Genomic DNA, 23,653 nt, shown 5'->3' with positions numbered 1-23,653 from the left:
AATGCTGCGTTTTCTTTCCCGACATAGCGACACGCCCGAACTGCGCAGCGCCGACTATCTTCTCAGACTGCCGCGCTACAGCGATTTCAGGCAATGGCACGTGCTGCGCTCCGAAAGCCGGCAGTTTCTCCAGCCGTGGGAACCCACCTGGCGGCCGGATGAACTGACGGAAGGCTCCTACCGCACGCGCGTGGTGCGCAACGGGCAGGAATTTTCCTCCGGCACCGCCGTCTCGTTTCTGCTGTTCGAAAAAGAGACGCTGCTCGTCGGCGGCATCACCATCGGATACATTCGCCGGGGCGCTGCGCAGAGCTGCATGATCGGCTACTGGGTGGGCGAGCGCCACGCGGCACGAGGCCATATGTCTGCCGCATTAAAATTGGTAATACCATACATCTTTAACGGACTTCAGTTGCACCGTATCGAGGCAGCCTGTATTCCGGAAAACTTCAAAAGCATCCGGCTTCTCGAAAATGCCGGTTTCCAGCGGGAAGGCCTCTTGCGGGAATATCTGAAAATCAATGGCCAATGGCGGGATCATATGATGTTTTCCCTTCTTGCCGACCAGCAAAGCTCCGGCGGAACGAAGTACGATACATGACCTACATTCATCCTGAGCAATGCCTCACGAAACGTCTGGCGGCAATTGCGCTGGCTGTACCGTTTTTCCTGCTGTTCCTGCTTTTCTCTTCCTATTCCTACGCCTTCGAGCCGGTGAAGATTTCCCGCGACGACACGGCGCTTGATCTCACCGCCACCACCGATATCTACGCCAATCAGGGTGAGGCCTTTCAGGTCTCGACCGCGCCCGGCCCCGACGGCATCCGCCGCCGCATCGAGGTGCGCGCCAGCTCCACCGACCACCAGGGCGACTGGGCGGTGTTTGCGCTTGCCAACGTCTCCGAGGAGCAGCTGGAGCGCGTCATCGTCGCACCGCATTTCCGTCTGGTGAACTCCAAGCTGTTCTGGCCCGATCTCGGCTCGCAGCGCATCATCGCGATTACGCCGAGCGAGGGCTTCGCGCTCGACCGGCAGCCAAGCCCGGATGCCGACGTGTTCCGCATCACGCTCAACCCCGGCTCCGTCATCACCTTCGTCGCCGAGCTTTCGACGCCGCAGCTGCCGCAGATCTATCTGTGGGAGCCGGAAGCCTACAAGGACACGATCAACGCCTTTACGCTTTATCGCGGTATCGTGCTTGGCATCGCCGGCCTGTTGGCCGTGCTTTTGACCATCCTGTTCGTCGTCAAGGGAACCTCGGTTCTGCCGGCGTCGGCCGCACTCGCCTGGGCGGTTCTCGCCTATATCTGCGTCGATTTCGGCTTTCTCGAAAAGCTCATCACCGTCACCTCGAGCGATCAGCGAATATGGAGGGCGGGCGCGGAAGTCGCGCTCGCCTCCAGCTTCGTGGTCTTCCTCTTCACCTATCTCAACCTTAACCGCTGGCATGCACATCTGGGTTATGCGACATTTGCCTGGGTAGTGGGTCTGGCGCTCCTGTTCGGCGTCGCCATCTACGATCCTTCGGTTGCCTCCGGCATCGCCCGCGTGTCCTTTGCACTGACCGCAACGGCCGGCATCGCACTCATCATCTATCTCGGTTTCAACAAATATGACCGGGCCATTCTCCTGGTTCCATCATGGGCGTTGATCCTCGTCTGGCTGTTCGGCGGTTGGCTGACGGTGACGGGGCAGCTGGACAATGACATCGTGCAGCCGGCGCTTGGCGGCGGGCTGGTGCTGATCGTGCTTCTGATCGGCTTTACCGTTATCCAGCACGCCTTTGCCGGCAGCGCCTATCAGCAGGGCCTGTTTTCAGACCTTGAGCGGCAATCGCTGGCGCTGACGGGCAGCGGCGATACGGTGTGGGACTGGGATGTGACGCGCGACCGCATCGTCACCACGCCTGACATTTCCAACCGGCTGGGGCTGGAGCCCGGCACCATGCATGGCGCCGCGCGCAACTGGCTGCCGCGCCTGCATCCTGACGATCGCGACCGGTTCAAGGCGACGCTCGACGTGCTGCTCGACCATCGCAAGGGTCGGCTCAACCACGAATTCCGCATTCGCGCCGAAGACGGGCATTTCCACTGGTTGCAAATCCGCGCCCGCCCGGTTCTCGGCTCCAACGGCGAAATCATCCGCTGCGTCGGCACTATCACTGATATTACCGAGCAGAAGAATTCGGTCGAGCGGCTGTTGCAGGATGCGATGAACGACAATCTGACCGGGCTTCCGAACCGGCAGGTGTTCCTCGACCGCCTGCAATCGATCCTCAACCTCTCGCCCGATAGCGAGGCCGTGCGCCCGACCGTGATGGCCATCGATATCGACCGTTACAAGCTGGTCAATGATACGCTGGGTATTGCTGCCGGCGACAATATTCTTATTGCGCTGACACGGCGTCTGCGTCGGCTGCTGAAACCGCAGGATACGCTGGCGCGTCTCGGCGGCGATGAATTCGGTCTGATCCTGACCTCCGAACGTGATCCGCAGCGTGTGGCCGATTTTGCCGATGCGGTGAACAAGGCAATCATGGTGCCGATCAATTTCGCCAATCGCGAAATCATCCTCACCGCCTCCATCGGCCTCGTCTCGTGGATCGACCAGCAGGAAAGTGCGGCCGGTCTGCTCAGCGACGCCGAACTGGCCATGTACCGCGCCAAGCGCGCCGGCGGCAACCGCGTCGAGCCGTTCCGCCCCGCTTTCCGCACATCAGGCACCGACCGCCTGCAGATGGAAAGCGACCTGCGCCGCGCCATCGAGCGCAAGGAGTTGTCGCTGGCCTACCAGCCGATCGTCAAGCTTGATGATGGCGAGTTGGCCGGTTTCGAAGCGTTGATGCGCTGGGAGCACCCCAAGCGCGGCAATATTCCGCCGAGCGAATTCATTCCCATCGCGGAAGCCTCCGGCCTGATCGAACCGCTCGGCATGTTCGCTCTGGAACGGGCAGCGACCGATCTGATGGACTGGCAACACGCCATCGAGAAGATGCCGATCTTCATTTCCGTCAATATTTCCAGCGCGCAATTGCTGAACAACGAATTGTACAACGACGTGCGCAGCATGCTGACGCGCACCCGCTGCAATCCGCAGCAGCTGAAGCTGGAACTGACGGAATCCGTTGTGATGGAGAACCCGGAACAGGCGCGGCTGGTGCTTTCCAAGCTGAAGGAAACCGGCCTCAGCCTTGCCATGGACGATTTCGGCACCGGCTATTCGTCGCTTGCCTATCTCACCCGTTTCCCCTTTGACACCATCAAGCTCGACAAGGCGCTGGTGGCCAATACCAGCGACAAGCGCAACGTGCTGCTGCGCTCGGTCATCGCCATGGCGCGGGCGCTCGACATGCAGGTCGTGGCGGAAGGCATTGAAACGCCTGAGGATGCGGCGGAACTGGCACGCATGAATTGCCATTTTGGGCAAAGCTTCATGTTCGGCACGCCCGTTTCCGGCGATGCGGCGCTGAAGCAGCTTCGCGAGCGTTTCCAGCCGACGAAACGGGCTTCGTGAGGGGATAGCAGGGGCAATGCGACCTGCTTTAGACGAACGCGACGTCATCCTCGGGCTTGTCCCGAGGATCTAATCACGCATCCTAAAATGACCGTTGGCAGATCCTCGGGACAAGCCCGAGGATGACGGAGGAAAGATTATTCCTTCTCCTCAAAAGTCTTGGATTTTTATAGCCACGCGCCAAATCTTCACTGAACCATCGCCCCATACTGCGCATCCGCGGCCACCTTCCCATGCAGGAGGTCATGAATGAATTCCATCTTTGCCACCACCGGCGGCGTCAGCACGAACGGGTAGAGGTCCGCCTCCCCCATGCTGCGCTGGATGGAATTGATGGCGACGCTGAGCGGGATCCATGCCTTGACCAGTTGCGCGGCGCTGCGGGCCTTATAGGGGTCGAACGTCACCTCGGCTGCCATTTCCTCATGCCCGTCAGGATCGATCGCGACGCCGAAGGCGCGGGCGGTCTCGAGCGTATCAACGATATGAAGGTAGTGGGCGAAACATTCGGCAAAATCTTCCCAAGGGTGGACGGAGGCATAGGAGCTTATGAACGTCTCCTGCCAGTCGGGGCGCGGCCCCTGTTCGTAATTGCGGTGCAACGCCGCGCCGTAGTCCTCGCGGTCATCACCAAACACCGCTCGGCAGGCCTCCAGCCGGTTCGCATCACGCACCAGCTTGTTCCAGATGAAATGCCCCACCTCATGGCGGAAGTGGCCAAGCAGGGTCCGATACGGCTCATTCATGTTGGCACGCACCTGCTCGCGCGTCACATCGTCGGCTTCCGCGGCGCGGATGGCGATCAGGCCCTCATCATGCCCGGTCATCGCCGGAATGACGGAGCCATCAGGCGCCACCTCATCGACCAGAAAGTCGAAGACAAGTCCACCGGCTGGATCAACATCACGGTTGGGATGTGGCAGGCCGAGCCGCAGGATCGAATAAAACAGATGCCGCTGCGCCTGGCTGATGCGACGCCACTGTTCGATCCCCTGCTCTGTCGCAATGTCCGGCACCAGACGATTATGGCTGCAGGCCGGGCAGAAGGCGCTGTCGCTTTGCGCCGGCACCGCCCAATTGCAGATGTCGTTCACTTCATTAGCGCAGAAACGCACCTGTTTTTGCGGCTCCGCGACAATCTGCCAGTTCGGTTCGCCAGCCGGCGCCAGCGCTTCCATGGAAAGGCGCTCCGGCACGAAGGCAAGGCGATGGCCGCAGGCGACGCAGAAACGATTGTCGAAATGAACCGGCTGGCCGCAGGATGCGCAGGAGAAAAGTCTCATTGATGAAACCCTTGCGATGGATCAGATGGGTGAGAACAAACATACGGTGTCACTGTGAACGAGGTAACAAACCCATCGTTCCGGCCCCCATACGACAAGAGCGCATGTGCGATAACACATGCGCTCCAAGCGCCGCATCGTTTCAGAGGCGGAAGACCGTCAGCCGGCATTACATCCGGTCGACAGCGCCCTTGACGGCATCCTTGGCCTTGCCGACGCTCTTCTGCACCTTGCCCTTGGTTTCCTGGGCGGCACCCTTGGCGCGCAGCTCGTTATTGCCGGTGGCTTCACCGACGCTCTTCTTGACCTTACCGGCAACTTCGTTTGCCGTACCGGAAATCTTGTCTGATGTGCTACCCATCTTACTGCTCCCTGGTTGAGCCGTACTGTCTGTGCGGCTTTCCGGGTGACTAACGTGAGGGGGCAGGATTTGGTTCCCACCTATAATTATAGGCGGGCGACGGAAAATTTACGCGTATCAATTCAGGCATGGCCGGCATCGGTGGAGAGCATGCGCGCATCAACGCCCATCAGGGCCAGCGCCCGCTCATATTTATTGTCCAGCCCGCGATCGAAGATCAAATCTTCCGCCGCCGGGCAGTTCAGCCAGCCATTATTGGCGATCTCGTTTTCCAGCTGGCCGGGTCCCCAGCCGGCATAACCGAGCAGCATGGTGGCCCTTTGCGGGCCACGGCCGTTGGAAATGGCGCGGACAATATCCAACGTCGCCGTCAGCGAAATATCGTCGCTGACCGGAATGCTGGATTCGCTCAAATAATCATCCGAATGCAGCACGAAGCCACGGCCTGATTCGACCGGGCCACCACACTGGATCGGAAATTCGCGGGTGCGGTTGGGCAGCATGATGGCGTCATTGCTGTCCACCAGTTTCAGGTGCAGCAGAATGTCCGTAAACGTGATCTGCTGCGGCCGGTTGATGATGAAGCCCATGGCGCCGGCATCCGAATGGGCGCAGATATAGATCACCGCACGGGCAAAATTACCGTCGTCCAGCCCCGGCATCGCCATGATGAACTGACCATCGAGAAAGCCACGTTCGCGTTTGTCCATCAGGGTTGAAAAGCTCACCGGCGCCTCCAGCAGACCGAATTCCGTGATTGAACGGGAAACGGCGTTCGCACTTCGACAAGGGACAGGATGCGGCATCGCGCCCGATCAATCAACCGAAAATGATAAACCCCACGAATTCGTAACTGGTCGACCGGGCAATGTTGGGTTAGACGGGAAGAATGAGCGCCAGGACATTCTTCCGATTTTCACATCTTCGTTTCGCGGCCCTGTTTGCCGCTCTCCTCGGCGGCGCGCAAGCCGCCCGGGCCGAAATTACCGATTGGGCCAGGAGCGAAGGCGGCCAGATGCGCGTGGCAAGCCTTGCCATGGATGCGGACGGCGTGGTGCGCGGTGTGTTACAGATCGAGCCGAAAGACGGCTGGATCACCTATTGGCGCGAGCCGGGCGAGGCCGGCATTCCGCCAAAGATCACGCTTGATCCGGAAAGCGGCATGAGCCTCACCACCATGGCCTATCCCGTTCCCAAGCTCATCGAAAATGGCGACATCACCGATATCGGCTACGACCATGCCGTCAGCCTGCCTTTTCAGCTGAAAGCCACCGACCCGGCGGCCAGCGGAAAGATCGATCTCACCGCCTTTATCGGCGTGTGCCAGAATATCTGTATTCCCTTCGAAGCAACATTCTCGATCGACCGCGGCAATGCGGGTGATGACGATGGCGAGGAACGGCGTCTGCTGGAGGAAGCCCGCGAAACACTGCCCGAAGCCGCCTCCGACGATTTCAAGGTCATCGATTTCCACATCACGCCGGACAAGACCATGCTCGGCGTGCAGTTGCAATTGCCGGAAAACGCGCCGAAGGAAACCGAGATATTCATCGCCGGCCCCTCCGGCTTTGCCTATTACGAACCGCAGAACATGGTGCGAGACAAGCGCAAGCTATCCTTCTACATGAACATCAAGGGCCTGCCGAAAACCTATCAGGTGCCCGGCAACAGCTGGCCCATTCTGGTCAAATCCGGCGACCGGGCCATGGAGACGATGCTGAATTTTCCGAAGCCCTGAGCGATTTTCGCGGGGAGCGGAGCGGCCTTTTCAGTGAAGAAATTTAACTCGAAAACCGCATGACAGATTTCATTTTCGTGCTCTATAGTCGCGCCAACCGAACGACCACAGGAGCACTGACATGACCATCAAGATCGGCGAAAAACTGCCTTCCGCAACCTTCAAGGAAAAGACGGCCGACGGCCCGGTGGAAACCACCACGGATGCGCTTTTCGGCGGCAAGAAGGTCGTTCTTTTCGCCGTACCCGGCGCTTTCACCCCCACCTGCTCGCTGAACCACCTGCCAGGCTACCTCGAAAACCGCGACGCCATTCTCGCCAAGGGCGTGGATGACATTGCCGTGATCGCCGTCAATGATTGGCACGTCATGGGCGCATGGGCACAATCCTCCGGCGGCCAGGGCAAGATCCACTTCCTCGCCGACTGGGACGCCGCCTTCACCAAGGCGCTTGGCCTCGATGCCGACCTTTCCGGCGGCGGGCTTGGCGTGCGCTCCAAGCGTTATTCGATGCTGGTGGAAGACGGCGTTGTGAAGTCACTCAACGTGGAAGAGAACCCCGGTCAGGCGACTGTTTCCGCTGCTGCGGCGATGATCGAGCAGCTTTGACATTAAGAAGATGGCCTCTTGGCCCTGGATCTGACGTCATCCTCGGCCCTGTGCCGAGGATCTAATCACGTCCAATTCAATCGAGACGTTGCAGATGCTCGGGACAAGCCCGAGCATGACGGAAGAGAGCGGCGAGAAGCCGCCCTCTCAAACATTCATATCAAACACAAGCAGACCGGCGAGACCGCCATCGGTGAGCGACACCAGACGTTCCCCCGCCTCCACATGCTGCGGATGGGCGAGATAGTCGTCGCGGGCCTCGGGACTTTCCAGCGTCACGATGAAGCCGTCGACGAAGCCGCCGTTCAGGCCTTCGGGCGATACATTCTGGCCGTATTTCACATCGATGATGCCGGGTATCACGTCCTTCAGGGCGGCGATCGCCTCGAACGCGGCGTGTTTTTCAGAGGATGCCGTCGCAGCCTTGAAGCGTAGAAATACACAATGCAGGATCATCCGGATTCCTCTCCTCCGTTGGGCACCATGCAGGCCGCCCTTGACGACAAGATAGGTCGGGTTTCGGTTTTCACAACCCCGATAAAGGCGGGCCGGGTTAAATCGGCTCGGACTGAACCGAGCGGACATAAAGCAGGCTTGCGTTACCGGCGTTTGAAGGGTTCCATACCTTTGCGTGCCAATTCATCGGCGCGCTCATTTTCCGGGTGGCCGGCATGGCCCTTGACCCAGTGCAGGGTAACCTTGTGGCGCTCCTGCGCCGCTTCAAGCGCCTGCCATAGCTCGACATTTTTGACCGGCTTATTATCGGCGGTTTTCCAGCCCTTCTTTTTCCAGCCGAAAATCCACTTGGTAATGCCGTCCTTGACGTAAGCGCTGTCGGTATAAAGATCGACCTCGCAGGGGCTTTTCAGCGCATTGAGCGCGGAAATCGCTGCCAGCAGTTCCATGCGGTTATTGGTGGTGTCCGCCTCGCCGCCGGAGAGTTCCTTTTCGGTCTCGCCATATCGCAGCACAGCGCCCCAACCGCCGGGACCGGGATTACCCGAGCAGGCGCCATCGGTAAAAATATCGACATGTTTCATTCGCCTACCAGCCCATATTCGGCGACATTGGCGATCGCGCGGTGGAACCGCAGCTTGCGCAGATATTCCAGCGGGTCTTTCTTGACCACCAGCGCGCCCTCCGGCGTCGTCAGCCAGTCGTAGAGCCGCGTCAGGAAGAAACGCAGCGCCGAGCCGCGCGCCAGAAGCGGCAGGGCATCCAGTTCCGCCTCGCTCATCGGGCGCACCGACTGATAACCTTCCAAGAGCGCCTTGCCCTTGGTGACGTTATATGCGCCATCCTTTTCGAAGCACCAGGCATTGAGGCAGATCGACACGTCATAAGCGAGCAGATCGTTGCAGGCGAAATAAAAGTCGATAAGGCCGGACAGCTCATCGCCGAGGAAAAACACGTTGTCCTGAAACAGATCCGCATGGATGACGCCGGCCGGCAGATCCTTCGGCCAATGGGCGGCGAGATAATCGAGCTCAGGGCGAATCTCGTCCCTCAAACCCTTCTCCACCTCATCGGCGCGGTCTTCCGACTTGTCCCACAGCACCTTCCAGCCTTCGATGGAGAGCGCATTCGGCCGCTTTATCTCGAACCCCTCGCCGGCCAGATGCATGGCGGCCAGCGCCTTGCCGACTTCGCGGCAATGTTTGGCTTCCGGCTTTCGCAGCCACATGCCTTCGAGGAAGGAGATCAGCGCCGCCGGGCGGCCCGACAATTCGCCCAGCAATTCCCCGTCCCTGCGCGGCAGGGGCAAGGGGCATGACAGGCCCTTGGCAGCCAGATGCTGCATGAGGCCGAGGAAGAACGGCAAATCGTTTTTTTCCACCCGCTTTTCATAAAGCGTCAGGATCAGCGGGTCCTTGGTGGTGTGCAGCAGGAAATTGGTGTTTTCGACGCCTTCGGCAATGCCCTTATAGGAGGTAAGGCTGCCGGTGTCATATTGCGTGAGGAAATTCCTCAGATCATCTTCGGTGATGTCCGTGTAAACTGCCAATTTCAAATCTCTTGATGAAGGATGGAATGAAAATCTCGGTGGTGGAGATGACGGATGCAAGGGGAGAACCCCTCACCTCGTCATCATCCCGTTCTAGGCACCGGCGGTGGCTTTCGGCGGCAGCGCATTGCTGGCATTGCCGTTGACGAAAGCCATGTCGTCCGTCGTCAGCTCGATGCTGCGCAGTTCACGATTGACGAGGAAATGTTCCGTTTCCTCAACCGTCACGGCAAGATCGAGCGTGGTGTCGAAACGCGCCTTGAAGGCTTCGATGATCTCATCGACGATAACTTCAGGGGCGGATGCGCCGGCCGAAAGTCCGACAGTGCGGATATCGCCGATCGTGTCCCAATCGATTTCCGAGGCCCGCTGCACCAGCACCGAGTGTTTGGCGCCAGCGCGCAACGCCACCTCCACCAACCGCTTAGAATTGGAGGAATTGGGCGCGCCGACCACAATGAACAGGTCGCAGCCGGGCGCTGCCTGCTTCACCGCATCCTGACGGTTGGTGGTTGCGTAACAGATACTATCGGCGGCGGGCGACTGAATGGCGGGGAAGCGTTCCTGAAGTCTGGCGATGACGCCGGCGGTATCATCGACCGAAAGCGTCGTCTGGGTGACGAAACCGAGGTTTTCACGGTCTACGGGTTCGTAGACACCCGCATCTTCCACCGTCTCGATCAGCGACACGGTGCCTTCAGGCAGCTGGCCCATGGTGCCGATGACTTCAGGGTGACCGGCATGGCCGATCAGCACCACGTGGCGACCAAGGCGCTGGTGGCGCATGGCCTGCTTGTGAACCTTGGAGACCAGCGGGCATGTGGCGTCGAGATAAAACAGGTTGCGCGCCTGCGCATCTTCAGGCACGGATTTCGGCACGCCATGGGCGGAAAACACCACCGGCTGCTCGCGATGCTCGGCGGGGATTTCATGCAGTTCCTCGACGAAAATCGCGCCCTTGGCTTCCAGCCCTTCCACCACATAACGGTTATGCACGATTTCGTGGCGGACATAGACCGGTGCGCCATAGGCCTTCAGCGCCAGCACGACGATCTGGATCGCCCGGTCCACGCCCGCGCAAAAGCCGCGCGGTCCGCACAGCCTTATCGTCAAAGGGGGTTTGGAAACGGCGATGTTCATTCGTGCTCCTTGGCCTGCTTCTTGGCTTGCTCCATGCCTTGCCCGATAGCCTGCCCTTGCCGGGCGGGGCGCACGTTATTCGTCGCGCGCCTTATGGTTTCGGAAATAGGCAAAACCAACGACGATGACAAGGGCCAGCGCCAAGCCATACCACGTTATCGCATATTGCAGGTGATTGTTGGGCAAATCTATCAGCGTCACCCCGCCCTGAGGCCAGCCGCCGGGGTTGCGCGCCGTGTCGGCATCAACGAAGAGATTGACCAGCCGACTGGAGGGGATATCGACGCTCGAGGCCATGACCGCCAGATCCTTCCAGTAGAAGATGTTCTTGGCGATATCGTTATCCGGCAGCAGCGAGGAGGGTTTGGCAACCAGTGGCGCGCGCGCCAGCCCTGTTATCGCGACCTCGCCGGTTACCTGTCCTTCCGTCCGTTTGGCTTGTTCCTTCATCTCGAAGGGCACGAAACCGCGATTAACGAAGAGAATGCGGCCATCGTCAAGCGTCAGCGGCGTATAGATGTAATAACCGGTTCGGCCCTGATGGGTAGCGAAGAAATGCCGCTCGCGGGCGTGGTCGAAAGTGCCTGACAGCCTGACCCTGCGATATTCTATCTCGCCGCCGCTTTTTGCCAGTGCTTCGATATCGGCAAGCGGAACCGGGCTTGCGCTCAGCCGCTGCTCGATATCGGCCATCAGCGCCTCTTTCCAGTAAAGCCGCTTCACCTGCCATGTACCGAGCCCGAGAAGAATGGCAAGCGCCAGCAGGACGAGCGGTGCGGCGAACCAGACCCGTCTGTCCGCCGCCTTCATGTGGGAAACCTCATTCACGATCAAGCCTGCCTTCGCTTGCATTGTTGCGGTATTGCAGCGCAATCATAATCCCCTTCAGCTTGCGCAAAAGCACGAGCGAGATGATCACCGTAAACGGCAACCAGAGCATGACATGCACCCAGACGGGCGGCGCAAAACGCTGATCGAACCAGAGCGCCAGCCCGACCACTAGAAAACCGACAATCAGCATGACGAAGACCGCCGGACCGTCACCCGCATCGGCGAAACCATAGTCCAGTCCGCAGGCGGTGCAGGCCGGTTTCGGGGTCAGGAAACCGTCGAACAGTCGGCCGTTACCGCAACGCGGGCAGCAGCCTCTCCAGCCCACCTTGATGGGATCAACGGGTGCGAAATCGCCGTTTGATGGTTCGGATTTCGATTGTTCAGACTTTGATGGTTCAGACATGGAGAGAACTCCCGCGAAGTTTCCCAACACCCGCATCCGTCATCCCTGAGCTTGGCCCAGGGATCCACGCTTTCAGCGGGCCTATGGATCCTCGGGTCAAGCCCGAGGATGACGTCGTGTCTGCAGGAAGCCGCCTCGAAACCAGAGCAATCACTTATCGCTCGGCGTTGCCCTTTGGTTTCTTCTCCCCGCCGGGGAGAAGGTGGCCCGAAGGGTCGGATGAGGGGGCAACGTTGCCGCATACCGCCGACCTTGCCCCCTCATCCCGCTGCCGCGACCTTCTCCCCCTCGGGGAGAAGAAATACGCGGCACCCGCTCGATCAAGAAGCAATGTGGCTGCTACCCGGCCCGATTAACCGTGAACCGGCGCACCCCAGCCACCCCAGATATAGATGGCGAAGAACAGGAACAGCCAGACGACGTCAACGAAATGCCAGTACCAGGCGGCCGCTTCGAAACCAAAATGCTGCTTGGGCGTGAAACCACCGGCAATGGCGCGGAACAGGCAGACCAGCAGGAAGACCGTGCCGACGAAGACGTGGAAACCGTGGAAACCGGTGGCCATGAAGAAGGTCGCGCCATAGATCGAGTTCTTGAAGTCGAACGGGGCGTGTATGTATTCGTAAACCTGCACGGTGGAGAACAACACGCCAAGTGCCACGGTGAGCGCGAGGCCGCTGATCAGGCCCTTGCGATCATTGTGCAGCAGGGCATGATGCGCCCAGGTGACGCAGGTGCCCGACAGAAGCAGGATGACGGTGTTGTAGAGCGGCAGGTGCCAGGGGTCGATGACCTCGATACCCTTGGGGGGCCATTGTCCGCCGGTATATTCGAGGCGGGACGCCTGAATTGCTTCGTGCGGATAAAGGCTGGCATCGAAATAGGCCCAGAACCACGCGACGAAGAACATCACCTCCGAGGCGATGAACATGATCATGCCATAACGCAGGTGAAGCGAAACGACGCGGGTATGGCTGCCCTCATTGGCCTCCTTGATCGTGTCCGCCCACCAGGCGTACATCGTGTAGAGCACGATGACGAGGCCGATATAAAACAGCCAGGGATTGGCCAGTTCCATGCCGAACAGCTTGAAGGAGCCGGCCGACAGGTAACGCATGTAACAGACGCCGCCGAAGGTCAGAATGAAGGCGCCGATCGAGGCCAGGATAGGCCATGGGCTTGGGTCTATGATGTGGTAATCGTGGTTCTTCTGATGCGTATCTGCCATTGCGACAATCCCCGAATGTCTCTTCCCTGACCCGGCCTCAAAGAGGCCAGGTCTCCTCTCACAATTTGCTTTCGCCAGATGAAGTCTTTACCGGCAAGGACGCAACCGGTTTTTCGGTTTTGGCCGGATAAAACGTATAGGACAGCGTCAAAGTATGAATGCTCTTGGTTTCGCGCGCCGTGGCGATATCAGGATCGACGAAGAAAACCACCGGCATTTCCAGTGTTTCGCCCGGCTGCAGCGTCGTTTCGGTGAAGCAGAAACACTCCACCTTGTTAAAATAGGCACCGGCTTCCATCGGCGTGACATTGAATACCGCCGTGCCCGTGGTCGCCACGGGCGAACGGTTGGTCGCCTTGAAGGTGACCTGTATCGTCTCGCCAATCTTCGGCTTGACCATCTTGTCGACCGGGCGGAAATCCCAGTTGAGGCCGTTCGACGTATTGGCGTCAAAAGTGACATTGATGGTCTTGTCGAGAATGACGTCGGAATATTGCTCAACGCGCTGGGTCGTGCCGTTATAGCCGGTGACGCGGCAGAACAGGCTGTAGAGCGGAACGGCGGCGTAAGCCATGCCGATCATGGCGCAGAAAAATACCAGACAGAGCACCAGGATCGAGCGGTTGCTCACCCGCTGCGTGCCGGCCGTTGTCGTGTCTGTTCCCATATTCGCCCCCCCGGTATTCGCCATGTCCTCTTCCGCTCCCTCAGATCAGACCGTCAATTCGCGCCGATCTTGATGATGGTGATGACGTAAAACAGCACCACCAGACCCGCCAGCAATACGCCGAGCGCGATGTTGCGCCCGCGTCGCGATTTTTTCTGCGCCGCGCTCAGTTCCACAGTTTCCATCACAGAACTCCCGTCATCACGGCCTTCAGGGCCGGCGCAAAATGATCGGCCAGAAGGCCGGAGAAAATAGCGAAGAGGTACAGCACCGAATAGGCGAACATCTTCTTGGCCGGCAGCATCTTCTCGTCACCCTCAGGCATGCGCCGGACAACGAGCGAACAGTAAACGAAGATAGCGCTCAGCACGGCGGCGAAAATGCCGTAACCGGCGCTCGCCAGACCCGTGAAATAAGGTGCGACGGCAGCCGCCGCCGTCAGCACGGCATAAACGATCATCTGGTTCTTGGTGGAGCGCTCGCCCGCCACATTCGGCATCATCGGAATGCCGACGGAGCCGTAATCGCGCATCTTGAACAGCGCCAGCGCCCAGAAATGCGCCGGCGTCCACAAAAAGATGATGAGGAACAGGATGATGCTGTCCAGCGACACGCCGCCGGTAACGCAGGCCCAGCCAAGCATGGGCGGAAAAGCGCCGGCAGCACCGCCGATGACGATGTTCTGCGGCGTCGAGCGCTTCAGCCACATCGTATAAACGACAGCGTAAAAGAAGATGGTGAAGGCAAGCAGGCCGGCGGAGAACCAGTTGACCGCAAGGCCGAGGATGACCACCGAAAAGGCCGACAGCGTCAGCCCGAAGGCCAATGCCTCACGCGGCGCGATGCGGCCGGACGGGATCGGCCGCTTGGCGGTGCGGCTCATCACGGCGTCGATATCGGCATCGTACCACATGTTAAGCGCGCCGGATGCGCCAGCGCCGACGGCGATACAGAGAATGGCGATCAGCCCAAGCACCGGATTGATTTCGCCCGGCGCCAGCACGAGGCCGGCAAAGGCCGTGAAGACGACCAGCGACATGACGCGCGGCTTCAGCAATTCGAAATAATCGCGCGCGCCGGCTTCCGAGAGTTCGGAGCTTTCAACACCCAGCATATCGCGATTGTCGATAACGGTCATTTCCTGTCCTGTTTTCCTTCAGATGCCACTTGTCGCGGCATCCCCTGCACCGGCCCGAAAAACGAATGTGATTTCCGGCATGCGCGATGCGTCAATTCATTGGGTCCGAACGTTTCGGCATGGGCCGCATCGGGAAAAACCGATGCCATTCGCCTGGCCTGTCGCCGCGCCCGCCCCGCCATTCGTCTGCGCCCGCTTATTCATAAAGGCCAAACTTGGCATTTATCACATTCAGGCATGTATCACGTCGGACGATAAGCTTCGCTTGGACAAAATGTCACGCGGGCGGCGGACCCATCCACCTTCGGAAACGGCACGGACGCAACCACGCCGTCCCCTCTTTTCAGCAACCGGAATGCGCGAGCCACGCCCGCGCCTTCCGGTCCGGCATTCAGCGAATGCGCGGAAGCTGTTCCCACTGGTGGTAAGGCGGCGGCGAAGACAGCTGCCATTCGAGCGTCGTCGCACCCTCACCCCAGGGATTGTTGCCGGCGATCCGCTTTTTGGCGAAGGCTTCCCAGACGCCGAAGAGGAAGATGCCCACGGCAACGGCCGAGATGTAGGAACCGTAAGAAGACACCAGGTTCCAGCCGGCATAGGCATCGGGATAATCGATGTAGCGGCGCGGCATGCCGGCGAGACCCAGGAAGTGCTGCGGGAAGAAGATCAGGTTCACGCCGACGAACATGACCCAGAAATGCAGCTTGCCGATGAACTCGTTATACATGTAGCCGGTGATCTTCGGGAACCAGTAATACCAGCCGGCGAAGATCGCAAAGACCGCGCCGAGCGACAGCACGTAGTGGAAGTGGGCTACGACGTAATAGGTGTCATGCAGCGAGCGGTCGAGACCGGCATTGGCGAGCTGCACGCCGGTGACGCCACCGACCGTGAACAGGAAGATGAAGCCGATCGCCCAGATCATCGGGGTCGAGAAGGTCAGCGAACCGCCCCACATGGTGGCGATCCACGAGAAAATCTTGATGCCCGTCGGCACCGCGATGACCATGGTGGCGAAAACGAAATAACGCTGCGCTTCAAGTGACAGGCCGACCGTATACATGTGGTGCGCCCAGACGATGAAGCCGACTGCGCCGATGGCGACCATGGCATAGGCCATGCCGAGATAACCGAAGACCGGCTTCTTGGAGAAGGTGGAAATGATGTGGCTGATGATGCCGAAGCCGGGCAGGATCAGGATGTACACTTCCGGATGACCGAAGAACCAGAACAGGTGCTGGTAAAGGATCGGATCACCGCCGCCTTCCGGCGAGAAGAATGCCGTGCCGAAGTTACGGTCGGTCAGAAGCATGGTGATACCACCCGCCAGAACCGGCAGCGACAGCAGAAGCAGGAATGCGGTGACCAGAACCGACCAGGCAAACAGCGGCATCTTGTGCAGCGTCATGCCCGGGGCGCGCATGTTGAGAATGGTGGTGATGAAGTTGATCGCGCCGAGGATCGAGGATGCGCCGGCGATATGCAGCGAGAAGATCGCCAGATCCACCGCCGGTCCGGGCATGCCGCTGGTCGATAGCGGCGGATACATGGTCCAGCCGCCGCCCACGCCGTAACCGCCCGCCGGACCTTCGACGAAGAGCGACAGGAGCAGCATGATGAAGGCTGGAACGATCAACCAGAAGGAAATGTTGTTGAGGCGCGGGAAAGCCATGTCAGGAGCGCCGATCATGATCGGGATCATCCAGTTGGCAAAACCGCCGATCATCGCCGGCATGACCATGAAGAAGATCATGATAAGCGCATGCGCTGTCGTGAACACGTTGAACATGTGCTTGCCGCCGTCGATGGCGGCGTCGCCCTCGAAGCCGTAAACCATGGCGGCCAGACCGTGGAAGATCTGGATGCCCGGCTCCTGCAGTTCCATGCGCATGACAACCGACAGCCCGCCGCCGATGATGCCCGCGATGATGGCGAAGATCAGGTAGAGCGTGCCAATGTCCTTATGGTTGGTGGACAGGAACCAGCGGGCGAAAAAGCCCGGCTTATGGGAATGATGCGCATCATGCGAATGATCGTCATGCGCGTGCGCTTCATTTGCGGATTGACCATGCGAGTGATGATCGTCGTGTGCGGAAGGTCCAGCCATTGTCGTCACTCCAGGTCTCAGTTGGTTTCGTTGGCGGCAACATCGACCGCGCGCGGAGCGCCGTCGACGGAGGCCATCAGCGCCCGGTTCGCGCCGTTCAGATCAGAAGCGGCGGCGGCGTGCCAGGCATTGTACTGCTGTTCGGAAACCACCCGAATGGCGATCGGCATGAAGGCGTGGTCCTTGCCGCAAAGCTCGGAACATTGGCCGTAATAAAGGCCTTCCTTCTCCGGCTTGAACCATGTTTCGTTGAGGCGGCCCGGAACAGCGTCGATCTTGACGCCGAAAGCGGGCATGGCGAAGGCGTGAATGACATCGGTCGGAGCCGCCGTCACCAGAAGGCGAACGGTCTTGCCGACCGGAACGACCATTTCATTGTCGACAGCAAGAAGACGCGGATAGCGGGCCTTGTCCTCCTTGCCCGCAGCAGCGCGATCCTGCTCCTTCAGCAGATAGCTGTCGAAGGCGAGCGGCTCGGCGCCCTCAGCGGCCTTGTATTCATAATTCCACAGCCACTGCGTGGCGGTCGCCTTCAGCGTCAGGTCCGGGTTTTCCGGCTGGGTCAGCTGCGCGTTCAGAAGATTGAACGAGGGAATGGCAAGGAACATGAGTATGAGCACAGGCGCCAGCGTCCATACCACCTCGATCGCCGTGTTGTGGCTGGTCTTGGAAGCCACCGGATTTTTCGCGGCGCGGAATTTCAGGGCGACGATGATGAGCAGCACAAGTACGAAAAGCGTAACCGGAACAATGAACCAGAGCGTATATTGTTCGAACCAGCGTATTTCGTGCATGATCGGCGTGGCGGCCTCCTGCATGCCCATTTGCCAATGCACCGGCTGATCGGCGTGGGCGCCGACAGCCGTGAGCAGACAGGTCATCCCCGCCAATGCTGCGTAAATCCTATTCCTCACGGTACCCTCTCCCTCACGCGTCTGATCTTGATCAATCACAGACGCAGAATCCATGCTAATGGTACTAACTTAAAACCACAGTTTGCCCTCTGCCGCAATATGCGTCGGGACACGGATGCCCGCCAATTTTGCCATTGGTCAATTGACGGTCGACTTTCCCGCACTCCGCACCAGCATGGGTAGGCCGCAACCGCTTTCAAACAGTCAAAATGCGGCACAGGCCCTTCTTTCAGAGGGTTTTGCTGCCTGCCAGCGCAGGCCGGACACGGGGTGGCGGGCGCAGAAATTACATACATGAACAAAGCGGAAAGGTCCTATTTCCGCCCAACTCCGCTGGAATTGAAGGCTGTAGGCTTTTTTTTCCGGATTATGGCGTCAAAATAGCCGCACTGATTCGAATCCCAGAGGTATCCATGCGTCTTTCCCCGCTCGCGCGCACTTTTCTTGCCGCCGCCGGTCTTGCCATCATCGCCCCCGCTGCTGCGGCGCTGGCGCAACAGCAGCCGCCCGGCACGCCGAAATCGACGCATGGCGCATGGTCTGTCATCTGCGACAAGCCGGCCGGCGCGTCGGAAGAGCAATGCGCCCTGATGCAGAACGTGATTGCCGACGACCGCCCGGAAGTGGGGCTTTCAGTGGTGGTGCTGAAGACCGCTGACCGCAAGTCGCGCATCCTGCGTATCCTCGCGCCGCTTGGCGTTCTGCTGAAGGACGGCATGGAGCTTTATATCGACAACAACAATATCGGCCGCGCCTATTTCACCCGCTGCTTCTCCGAAGGCTGCTATGTCGAGGTGGATATCGACGACGAGCTGCTGAAGGTTCTGCGCGCCGGCAAGGCCGCCGTTTTTGCGCTGCGTGAATCGGTCGATCAGGATCGTGTCGGCATTCCGATCGAGCTGACCGGCTTTGCCGAGGGCTACGACGCACTGCCGTAACGCCTCGTCGTCAACGGGCAGCCTTGCGTCTGCCCGCTCCAGTGCCTAAATCGGTCATTGAACGATATTGACTGGAGCCTCCCATGACCGACGATCTTGTAAAACTCTTCGATTGCGATGAAACGCAATTGCGCAAGCTTGTCGGAGAGGCGCTGGCCGGTGCTGACGACGGTGAGCTGTTCATCGAACATGCGCAGGCCGAATCGCTGACCTTCGACAATGGCCGGCTCAAGGGCGGCTCCTTCAACACCGATCAGGGTTTTGGCCTGCGCGCCGTTGCCGGCGAGACAGTGGGTTACGCCCATGCCGGCGAGCTTTCTGAAGGTGCGCTGAAGCGCGCTTCGGATGCGGTGGGTGCTGTCACCCGCGGTTATTCCGGCTCCTATGCCGCCGCACCCCAGCGCACCAACAAGAAACTTTACGGCGACGAGAACCCGATCGGCAGCCCGAGCTTCGAAGAGAAGGTGAAGCTCCTCACCGACATCGATGCCTATCTGCGCGACAAGGACTCTAACGTCCGGCAGGTGACGGCGACGATTTCCGCAAGCTGGCAGGTGGTGGATATTCTGCGCGCCGATGGCCATCGCGTCAGCGATATCCGCCCCATGACCCGCATCAGTATTTCCGTTGTGGCCGGCGAAGGCGACCGGCAGGAAAGCGGCTCCTACGGCATTGGCGGCCGCGTCGGTTTTGGCGACTTCATCACCACCGAAAACTGGCAGCGCGGCGCGGATGAAGCGCTGCGTCAGGCGCTGGTCAACCTGACCGCCATCGATGCACCGGCCGGCACCATGGATGTGGTGCTCGGCTCCGGCTGGCCCGGCGTGATGCTGCACGAGGCCGTCGGCCACGGCCTGGAAGGCGATTTCAACCGCAAGAAGACTTCGGCCTTTGCCGGGCTGATGGGCGAGATGGTTGCCGCCCCCGGCGTGACTGTGGTGGATGACGGCACCATCGACAGCCGTCGCGGCTCACTCACCATCGACGATGAGGGAACGCCATCCGCTTATAATGTGCTGATCGAGAATGGCAGGCTGGTGGGCTATATGCAGGACCGCCAGAATGCCCGGCTGATGGGCGCAAAGGCCACCGGCAACGGTCGCCGGCAGGGCTATTCGCATGTGCCGATGCCGCGCATGACCAATACCTACATGCTGTCCGGCGACAAAACGCCGGAAGAAATCATTTCCTCCGTCAAAAAGGGCATCTATGCCGTTTCCTTCGGTGGCGGACAGGTGGATATCACCTCGGGCAAGTTCGTGTTCGGCTGTACCGAGGCCTACCTCATCGAAAACGGCAAGATCGGCGCGCCGGTGAAGGGCGCAATGCTGATTGGTAACGGACCGGATGCGATGAAGCGCGTCTCGATGATCGGCAATGATTCCAAACTCGATACGGGCATTGGCAATTGCGGCAAGGCCGGGCAATGGGTGCCGGTCGGCGTCGGCCAGCCACATCTGCGCATGGACCAGATCACCGTTGGCGGTACGAAGGCATAGGGCATTCCGAGTGTGGGGGACTGCGGTCTGTCCCAACTTCCGCCATACCGGCCCTGAGCCGGTATCCAGCCGACGCGTCTGCGCGGCGAGAGGGGTCTTGTCCGCCCAAGGACTTGGACTGGCTGGATGCCGGATCTGGTCCGGCATGACGCAGAGAGAGTTGCAATCACGCGAAACGTTGAGCCTGCCGCGACAAGCTCAACCAGCAGTCTTGCAGCCGGGCAGCCAATAACCTCGCACATGGCTGCCATGATGAGGTTTCCTCTGGCACCTCACCGAGAAGACGATAAGATCACCCCTCATGGCAGGCCCTCCTCCCACCGCCCGGCCTGCGTGGCATAAGGAGACCCCGACCATCATACGCAATGCCCTCGTCCCCGAACTTGCCGTCACCGACTGGCTGAAAAGCCGCGCCTTTTATTGCGACCTGATCGGTTTTCATGTGGTCTATGAACGCGCCGAAGAAGGTTTCGCCTATCTTGCGCTCGATGAGGCGCAGCTGATGATCGACCAGATCGGCGCAACCCGAACCTTCGTGGCCGAGAATGCAGCCCTTGAGTTTCCGATGGGCCGGGGCATGAACCTGCAGCTCGCCGTCCCCTCCCTGCAGCCCATTCTCACCCGGCTGGAGCGCTCTTCGATCGACCTCGTCCTGCCCGCGGAAGAAAAATGGTACAGGCGCGGCACCGTCGAGGTCGGCAACCGGCAATTCATCGTCGCCGATCCGGACGGTTATCTGATCCGCCCGTTCGAGAGCCTGGGCGAACGCCCCTTCCGGTTCGGGTAAACGCCATGCTGCCCTTTTTCCCGCATGCGGTAGTTTTCGACATGGACGGATTGCTGATCGAAAGCGAGGTGCTTTATCGCGATTCATTCCTGGCGGCTTCGCAGGAAGGCGGCCATGGAATGCAGGTCGAGACCTATCAGAAGGTCTGCGGCAGTCCGTGGGATGTCATCACCGGCACCATCTTTGCCGATTACGGCGCGGATTTCCCCATAGACGCTTTTCGCGACGCATGGCTCCGGCACCTTGCCGTGATGATGGCGGAGGGCGTGGCGTTGAAGCCGGGTGTCGTCGAAATCCTCGATCTCCTCGACCGGCTCGATATCCGCCGCGCCATCGCGACATCCTCGCGACACGATTCGGTCACACGCCATCTCGGTCCTTACGATCTGCTCAGGCGTTTCGACACCATCGTCGCACGCGGCGATTATACCGAGCCGAAGCCCGCGCCCATGCCTTATCTCACCGCCGCACAGCGTCTCGATATCGATCCGGGCCGCTGCCTTGCGCTCGAGGATTCCTATTCCGGCGTCCGCTCTGCCTCATCGGCGGGCATGATGACGATCATGGTGCCGGATGTGGCGCCGCCGACCGAGGAAATGCGGGAAAAATGCATCGCCGTTTCGAGTGATCTGCATGCGGTGGCAAGGCTTTTGCAGGAAACACAGCCATCAGGGGCGTGAAAGCAGGCTACAAGCGCGAGACCATGTCACATGGTCTTTGCCATTTGCCTCTATAGTGAATGTCATATTGATTGACGCGCCGATTTTGTCAGGGTTCCTCTGTCGGCGCATCCATAAATCGAGGCGGTCATGCAGCTTATTGCCGTGTCACTCGCGACGCTGATTTTGCTTTTTCTTTCGATATTTCAAATTGCCCTTGCGGCGGGTGCGCCGTTCGGCCGTTTCGCCTGGGGCGGCGAATACAGCGTCCTTCCAGCCACGCAACGCATTGCCAGCGTGGCCTCTGTCCCGATCTATTCTCTCGCCGCGTCTTTCCTGCTGCAAAAGGCTGGCTTCGTCGGCCTCTGGCCGGCGGGCTGGATCGAACCCGTCATCTGGACCATGGCCTGTACTCTCTCGGTGATCGCCGGGTTGAACTCTATATCGCGAAGCCGCCCAGAACGCCTGGTCATGACGCCGTTATCCGGATTTCTGGCAACTCTGTTCTTTGTCGTCTCGCGCTTGTAACCGCAGCGATGGACAGGGCATAGCCGCCGCCCGCCGCAACCCATCATCTCGACGGCGTAAAACGCCACTTGCGCTCGATCGCCCCTTCCATATCGAGACCATTATAGTGGGCCAGCAACAGCACATGGCCGAGGAGATCGGCGGTTTCGTCGGCCAGATCCCGTTTCATCTCCTCTTTGTTCCTGCCCTTTATGCGGCCCCGCCCCGTCAGCCGGTTCCAGGCCTGCGTGACCTCGCCAACCTCTTCCTGAAGCTTCAGCATGTACCAGTCCGGGTCGCGGAATATTCCGTTTTCAGCGGCATATTTTTGCGAGGCCTCTTCAAACCGACGCATCATGTCAGCAAGCATTTGTTCATCCTTTGTTCATGCACTACAACTCTAATCATGATTCTCTGACGCCGTCGACCCGTCAGTGCGTCATGCAGCCATGAACTGAAATCTCCGCGACATGCGCCTGCAAGCGAGATAGAGAAAAGGTATTCGAACAACCGTGCCATCGCCCATGTCCCATCTCGATTTTTTCTCATCGCTTATCACCGCGCATAGTTCGACGCTGCTGGCCATGTTTGCGGGTGCGGCGTTTCTCGCCGGTCTTGCCCGCGGCTTTTCCGGTTTCGGCGCAGCACTGATCTTCATTCCGCTGGCCAGCGCCATCGTCGGGCCGCGCATCGCATCAGCGGTTCTGCTGGTGGTGGACGGCGTGTTGACGCTTGGCATGATACCGCCCGCCTTTCGCATGGCGGACCGGCGCGAGGTCTTCACCATGGCGGCAGGCGCCCTTGTCGGCGTGCCGCTCGGGACCATCCTGCTTTCCCATGGCGATCCGCTGACCCTGCGCTGGATCATTTCCACCGTGGTCGTCGTGCTTTTATTGTTTCTGTTGTCCGGCTGGCGTTATAGCGGGCGGCCGAAGACGCCTCTGACCCTGTTTACCGGGTTTCTGGCCGGGCTGTTTTCGGGTGCGGCGCAATTGGGCGGCCCGCCCGTGGTCGCCTATTGGCTTGGCGGGGCGCTCAAAGGCGCCTTCGTGCGCGCCAATGTCATTGTTTATTTCGCCATTTCGACCGTGATTTCCACGGCAAGCTATTTCCTCAGTGGTCTTTTCACCGCCGATGTCTTCGTCTTTTTCCTGCTGGCCCTGCCGTTTTACGGGGCGGGTCTTTACGCCGGCGCGCGCCTGCACGGATTTGCCAATGAGGCCGCATTCAGACGCATCTGTTACGGCCTGATCGCCATTTCCGCCGTCATCGGCCTGCCACTGTTCGATTCGCTGTTGAAATAGGCAGGCCGCACCGGCCTGCCC

At 59.7% G+C, this 23,653-nt stretch carries 26 protein-coding genes; 10 read left to right on the top strand and 16 right to left on the bottom strand.

All coding sequences use genetic code 11. The annotated features are described in order from the left end of the window. Position 1 precedes the first annotated feature (1 nt). Together JZX89_RS24035 and JZX89_RS24030 are read left to right on the top strand one after the other, a co-directional pair. The gene (locus tag JZX89_RS24035) at positions 2-601 is read left to right on the top strand and encodes a GNAT family N-acetyltransferase (protein ID WP_149898744.1); all 600 of its coding nucleotides are present in this window, start codon (positions 2-4) and stop codon (positions 599-601) included. Next, positions 598-3,513: a sensor domain-containing phosphodiesterase gene (locus JZX89_RS24030; protein WP_174372967.1), complete on the top strand. Its 2,916-nt coding sequence runs from the start codon at positions 598-600 to the stop codon at positions 3,511-3,513. The genes JZX89_RS24035 and JZX89_RS24030 overlap by 4 nt, the downstream gene beginning before the upstream one ends. A gap of 188 nt (positions 3,514-3,701) precedes the next feature. Here the strand turns inward: JZX89_RS24030 and JZX89_RS24025 are convergent, their stop codons facing one another. The 3 genes from JZX89_RS24025 to JZX89_RS24015 form a co-directional block, all read right to left on the bottom strand. Next, entirely contained in the window at positions 3,702-4,796 is a 1,095-nt protein-coding gene (locus JZX89_RS24025; RefSeq protein ID WP_207135548.1) for a zinc-binding metallopeptidase family protein, read from the bottom strand. 169 nt (positions 4,797-4,965) lie between these two features. Next, on the bottom strand, positions 4,966-5,157 hold the full coding sequence (locus JZX89_RS24020; protein WP_046798516.1) for a CsbD family protein: 192 nt from the start codon (positions 5,155-5,157) through the stop codon (positions 4,966-4,968). Between the two features lie 122 nt (positions 5,158-5,279). Then, a complete protein-coding gene (locus JZX89_RS24015; protein ID WP_149898741.1) occupies positions 5,280-5,885 on the bottom strand; it encodes a YqgE/AlgH family protein in 606 nt (201 codons plus the stop codon). A 161-nt stretch (positions 5,886-6,046) separates the two neighbouring features. On the opposite strand from JZX89_RS24015, the gene JZX89_RS24010 reads away from it, so the two are divergent. Together JZX89_RS24010 and JZX89_RS24005 are read left to right on the top strand one after the other, a co-directional pair. Next, positions 6,047-6,895, top strand: coding sequence for a protein-disulfide reductase DsbD domain-containing protein (locus JZX89_RS24010; RefSeq protein ID WP_207135547.1), 849 nt, complete (start codon positions 6,047-6,049; stop codon positions 6,893-6,895). 121 nt (positions 6,896-7,016) lie between these two features. Further along, positions 7,017-7,502: a peroxiredoxin gene (locus JZX89_RS24005; protein WP_149898739.1), complete on the top strand. Its 486-nt coding sequence runs from the start codon at positions 7,017-7,019 to the stop codon at positions 7,500-7,502. Between the two features lie 147 nt (positions 7,503-7,649). Here JZX89_RS24005 and JZX89_RS24000 read toward each other — a convergent pair whose 3' ends face one another. From JZX89_RS24000 to coxB, 12 genes are all read right to left on the bottom strand, one after another. After that, a complete protein-coding gene (locus JZX89_RS24000; protein ID WP_149898738.1) occupies positions 7,650-7,958 on the bottom strand; it encodes a Dabb family protein in 309 nt (102 codons plus the stop codon). A 143-nt stretch (positions 7,959-8,101) separates the two neighbouring features. Next, positions 8,102-8,542: a ribonuclease HI gene (rnhA, locus tag JZX89_RS23995; RefSeq protein ID WP_003511799.1), complete on the bottom strand. Its 441-nt coding sequence runs from the start codon at positions 8,540-8,542 to the stop codon at positions 8,102-8,104. Further along, positions 8,539-9,507 (bottom strand): homoserine kinase, encoded by a 969-nt coding sequence (locus tag JZX89_RS23990; RefSeq protein WP_149898737.1) that lies wholly within the window; start codon positions 9,505-9,507, stop codon positions 8,539-8,541. The genes rnhA and JZX89_RS23990 overlap by 4 nt, the downstream gene beginning before the upstream one ends. Positions 9,508-9,600: 93 nt before the next feature. Beyond that, positions 9,601-10,647: a 4-hydroxy-3-methylbut-2-enyl diphosphate reductase gene (ispH, locus tag JZX89_RS23985; RefSeq protein WP_207135546.1), complete on the bottom strand. Its 1,047-nt coding sequence runs from the start codon at positions 10,645-10,647 to the stop codon at positions 9,601-9,603. A gap of 75 nt (positions 10,648-10,722) precedes the next feature. Next, positions 10,723-11,457 carry an SURF1 family protein gene (locus tag JZX89_RS23980; protein ID WP_207135623.1) on the bottom strand — a complete coding sequence of 245 codons (735 nt, stop codon included), beginning with the start codon at positions 11,455-11,457 and terminating at the stop codon, positions 10,723-10,725. Between the two features lie 10 nt (positions 11,458-11,467). Beyond that, positions 11,468-11,884 (bottom strand): DUF983 domain-containing protein, encoded by a 417-nt coding sequence (locus tag JZX89_RS23975; protein WP_207135545.1) that lies wholly within the window; start codon positions 11,882-11,884, stop codon positions 11,468-11,470. A gap of 352 nt (positions 11,885-12,236) precedes the next feature. Next, the gene (locus JZX89_RS23970; RefSeq protein WP_174372973.1) at positions 12,237-13,112 is read right to left on the bottom strand and encodes a cytochrome c oxidase subunit 3; all 876 of its coding nucleotides are present in this window, start codon (positions 13,110-13,112) and stop codon (positions 12,237-12,239) included. Between the two features lie 58 nt (positions 13,113-13,170). Then, on the bottom strand, positions 13,171-13,803 hold the full coding sequence (locus JZX89_RS23965) for a cytochrome c oxidase assembly protein (protein WP_174372974.1): 633 nt from the start codon (positions 13,801-13,803) through the stop codon (positions 13,171-13,173). A gap of 29 nt (positions 13,804-13,832) precedes the next feature. After that, positions 13,833-13,964, bottom strand: a complete 132-nt coding sequence (locus JZX89_RS28800; protein ID WP_149898732.1) for a cytochrome c oxidase system small membrane protein — start codon at positions 13,962-13,964, stop codon at positions 13,833-13,835. After that, positions 13,964-14,917, bottom strand: a complete 954-nt coding sequence (locus JZX89_RS23960) for a heme o synthase (protein ID WP_153513299.1) — start codon at positions 14,915-14,917, stop codon at positions 13,964-13,966. Before JZX89_RS23960 ends, JZX89_RS28800 begins: the two co-directional genes overlap by 1 nt. A gap of 391 nt (positions 14,918-15,308) precedes the next feature. Beyond that, positions 15,309-17,024 carry a cytochrome c oxidase subunit I gene (gene ctaD / locus JZX89_RS23955; RefSeq protein ID WP_149898730.1) on the bottom strand — a complete coding sequence of 572 codons (1,716 nt, stop codon included), beginning with the start codon at positions 17,022-17,024 and terminating at the stop codon, positions 15,309-15,311. A gap of 17 nt (positions 17,025-17,041) precedes the next feature. Continuing rightward, on the bottom strand, positions 17,042-17,905 hold the full coding sequence (gene coxB, locus JZX89_RS23950) for a cytochrome c oxidase subunit II (RefSeq protein ID WP_210348616.1): 864 nt from the start codon (positions 17,903-17,905) through the stop codon (positions 17,042-17,044). A gap of 446 nt (positions 17,906-18,351) precedes the next feature. Between coxB and JZX89_RS23945 the strand changes: the two genes are divergently transcribed. From JZX89_RS23945 to JZX89_RS23925, 5 genes are all read left to right on the top strand, one after another. After that, a complete protein-coding gene (locus JZX89_RS23945; protein ID WP_003494243.1) occupies positions 18,352-18,876 on the top strand; it encodes an invasion associated locus B family protein in 525 nt (174 codons plus the stop codon). 83 nt (positions 18,877-18,959) lie between these two features. After that, positions 18,960-20,375, top strand: coding sequence for a metalloprotease TldD (gene tldD / locus JZX89_RS23940; protein WP_207135543.1), 1,416 nt, complete (start codon positions 18,960-18,962; stop codon positions 20,373-20,375). A 301-nt stretch (positions 20,376-20,676) separates the two neighbouring features. Further along, positions 20,677-21,162, top strand: a complete 486-nt coding sequence (locus tag JZX89_RS23935) for a bleomycin resistance protein (RefSeq protein ID WP_149898727.1) — start codon at positions 20,677-20,679, stop codon at positions 21,160-21,162. 5 nt (positions 21,163-21,167) lie between these two features. Continuing rightward, a complete protein-coding gene (locus JZX89_RS23930) occupies positions 21,168-21,842 on the top strand; it encodes an HAD family hydrolase (protein ID WP_153513296.1) in 675 nt (224 codons plus the stop codon). A 129-nt stretch (positions 21,843-21,971) separates the two neighbouring features. Then, on the top strand, positions 21,972-22,349 hold the full coding sequence (locus tag JZX89_RS23925; protein ID WP_149898725.1) for a hypothetical protein: 378 nt from the start codon (positions 21,972-21,974) through the stop codon (positions 22,347-22,349). A 43-nt stretch (positions 22,350-22,392) separates the two neighbouring features. Here the strand turns inward: JZX89_RS23925 and JZX89_RS23920 are convergent, their stop codons facing one another. Continuing rightward, the gene (locus JZX89_RS23920) at positions 22,393-22,698 is read right to left on the bottom strand and encodes a pyrophosphohydrolase domain-containing protein (RefSeq protein ID WP_153513295.1); all 306 of its coding nucleotides are present in this window, start codon (positions 22,696-22,698) and stop codon (positions 22,393-22,395) included. Positions 22,699-22,852: 154 nt separating this feature from the next. Here JZX89_RS23920 and JZX89_RS23915 point away from each other — a divergent pair, with 154 nt between their 5' ends. After that, positions 22,853-23,632 carry a sulfite exporter TauE/SafE family protein gene (locus tag JZX89_RS23915; RefSeq protein WP_207135542.1) on the top strand — a complete coding sequence of 260 codons (780 nt, stop codon included), beginning with the start codon at positions 22,853-22,855 and terminating at the stop codon, positions 23,630-23,632. Positions 23,633-23,653 lie beyond the last annotated feature (21 nt).

The sequence above is a fragment of the Agrobacterium burrii genome (assembly GCF_017313405.1).
GTDB classification, from domain to species: domain Bacteria; phylum Pseudomonadota; class Alphaproteobacteria; order Rhizobiales; family Rhizobiaceae; genus Agrobacterium; species Agrobacterium burrii.
Note: the sequence above shows the minus strand (reverse complement) of the source record. Positions and strands in the feature narration are given on the sequence as shown.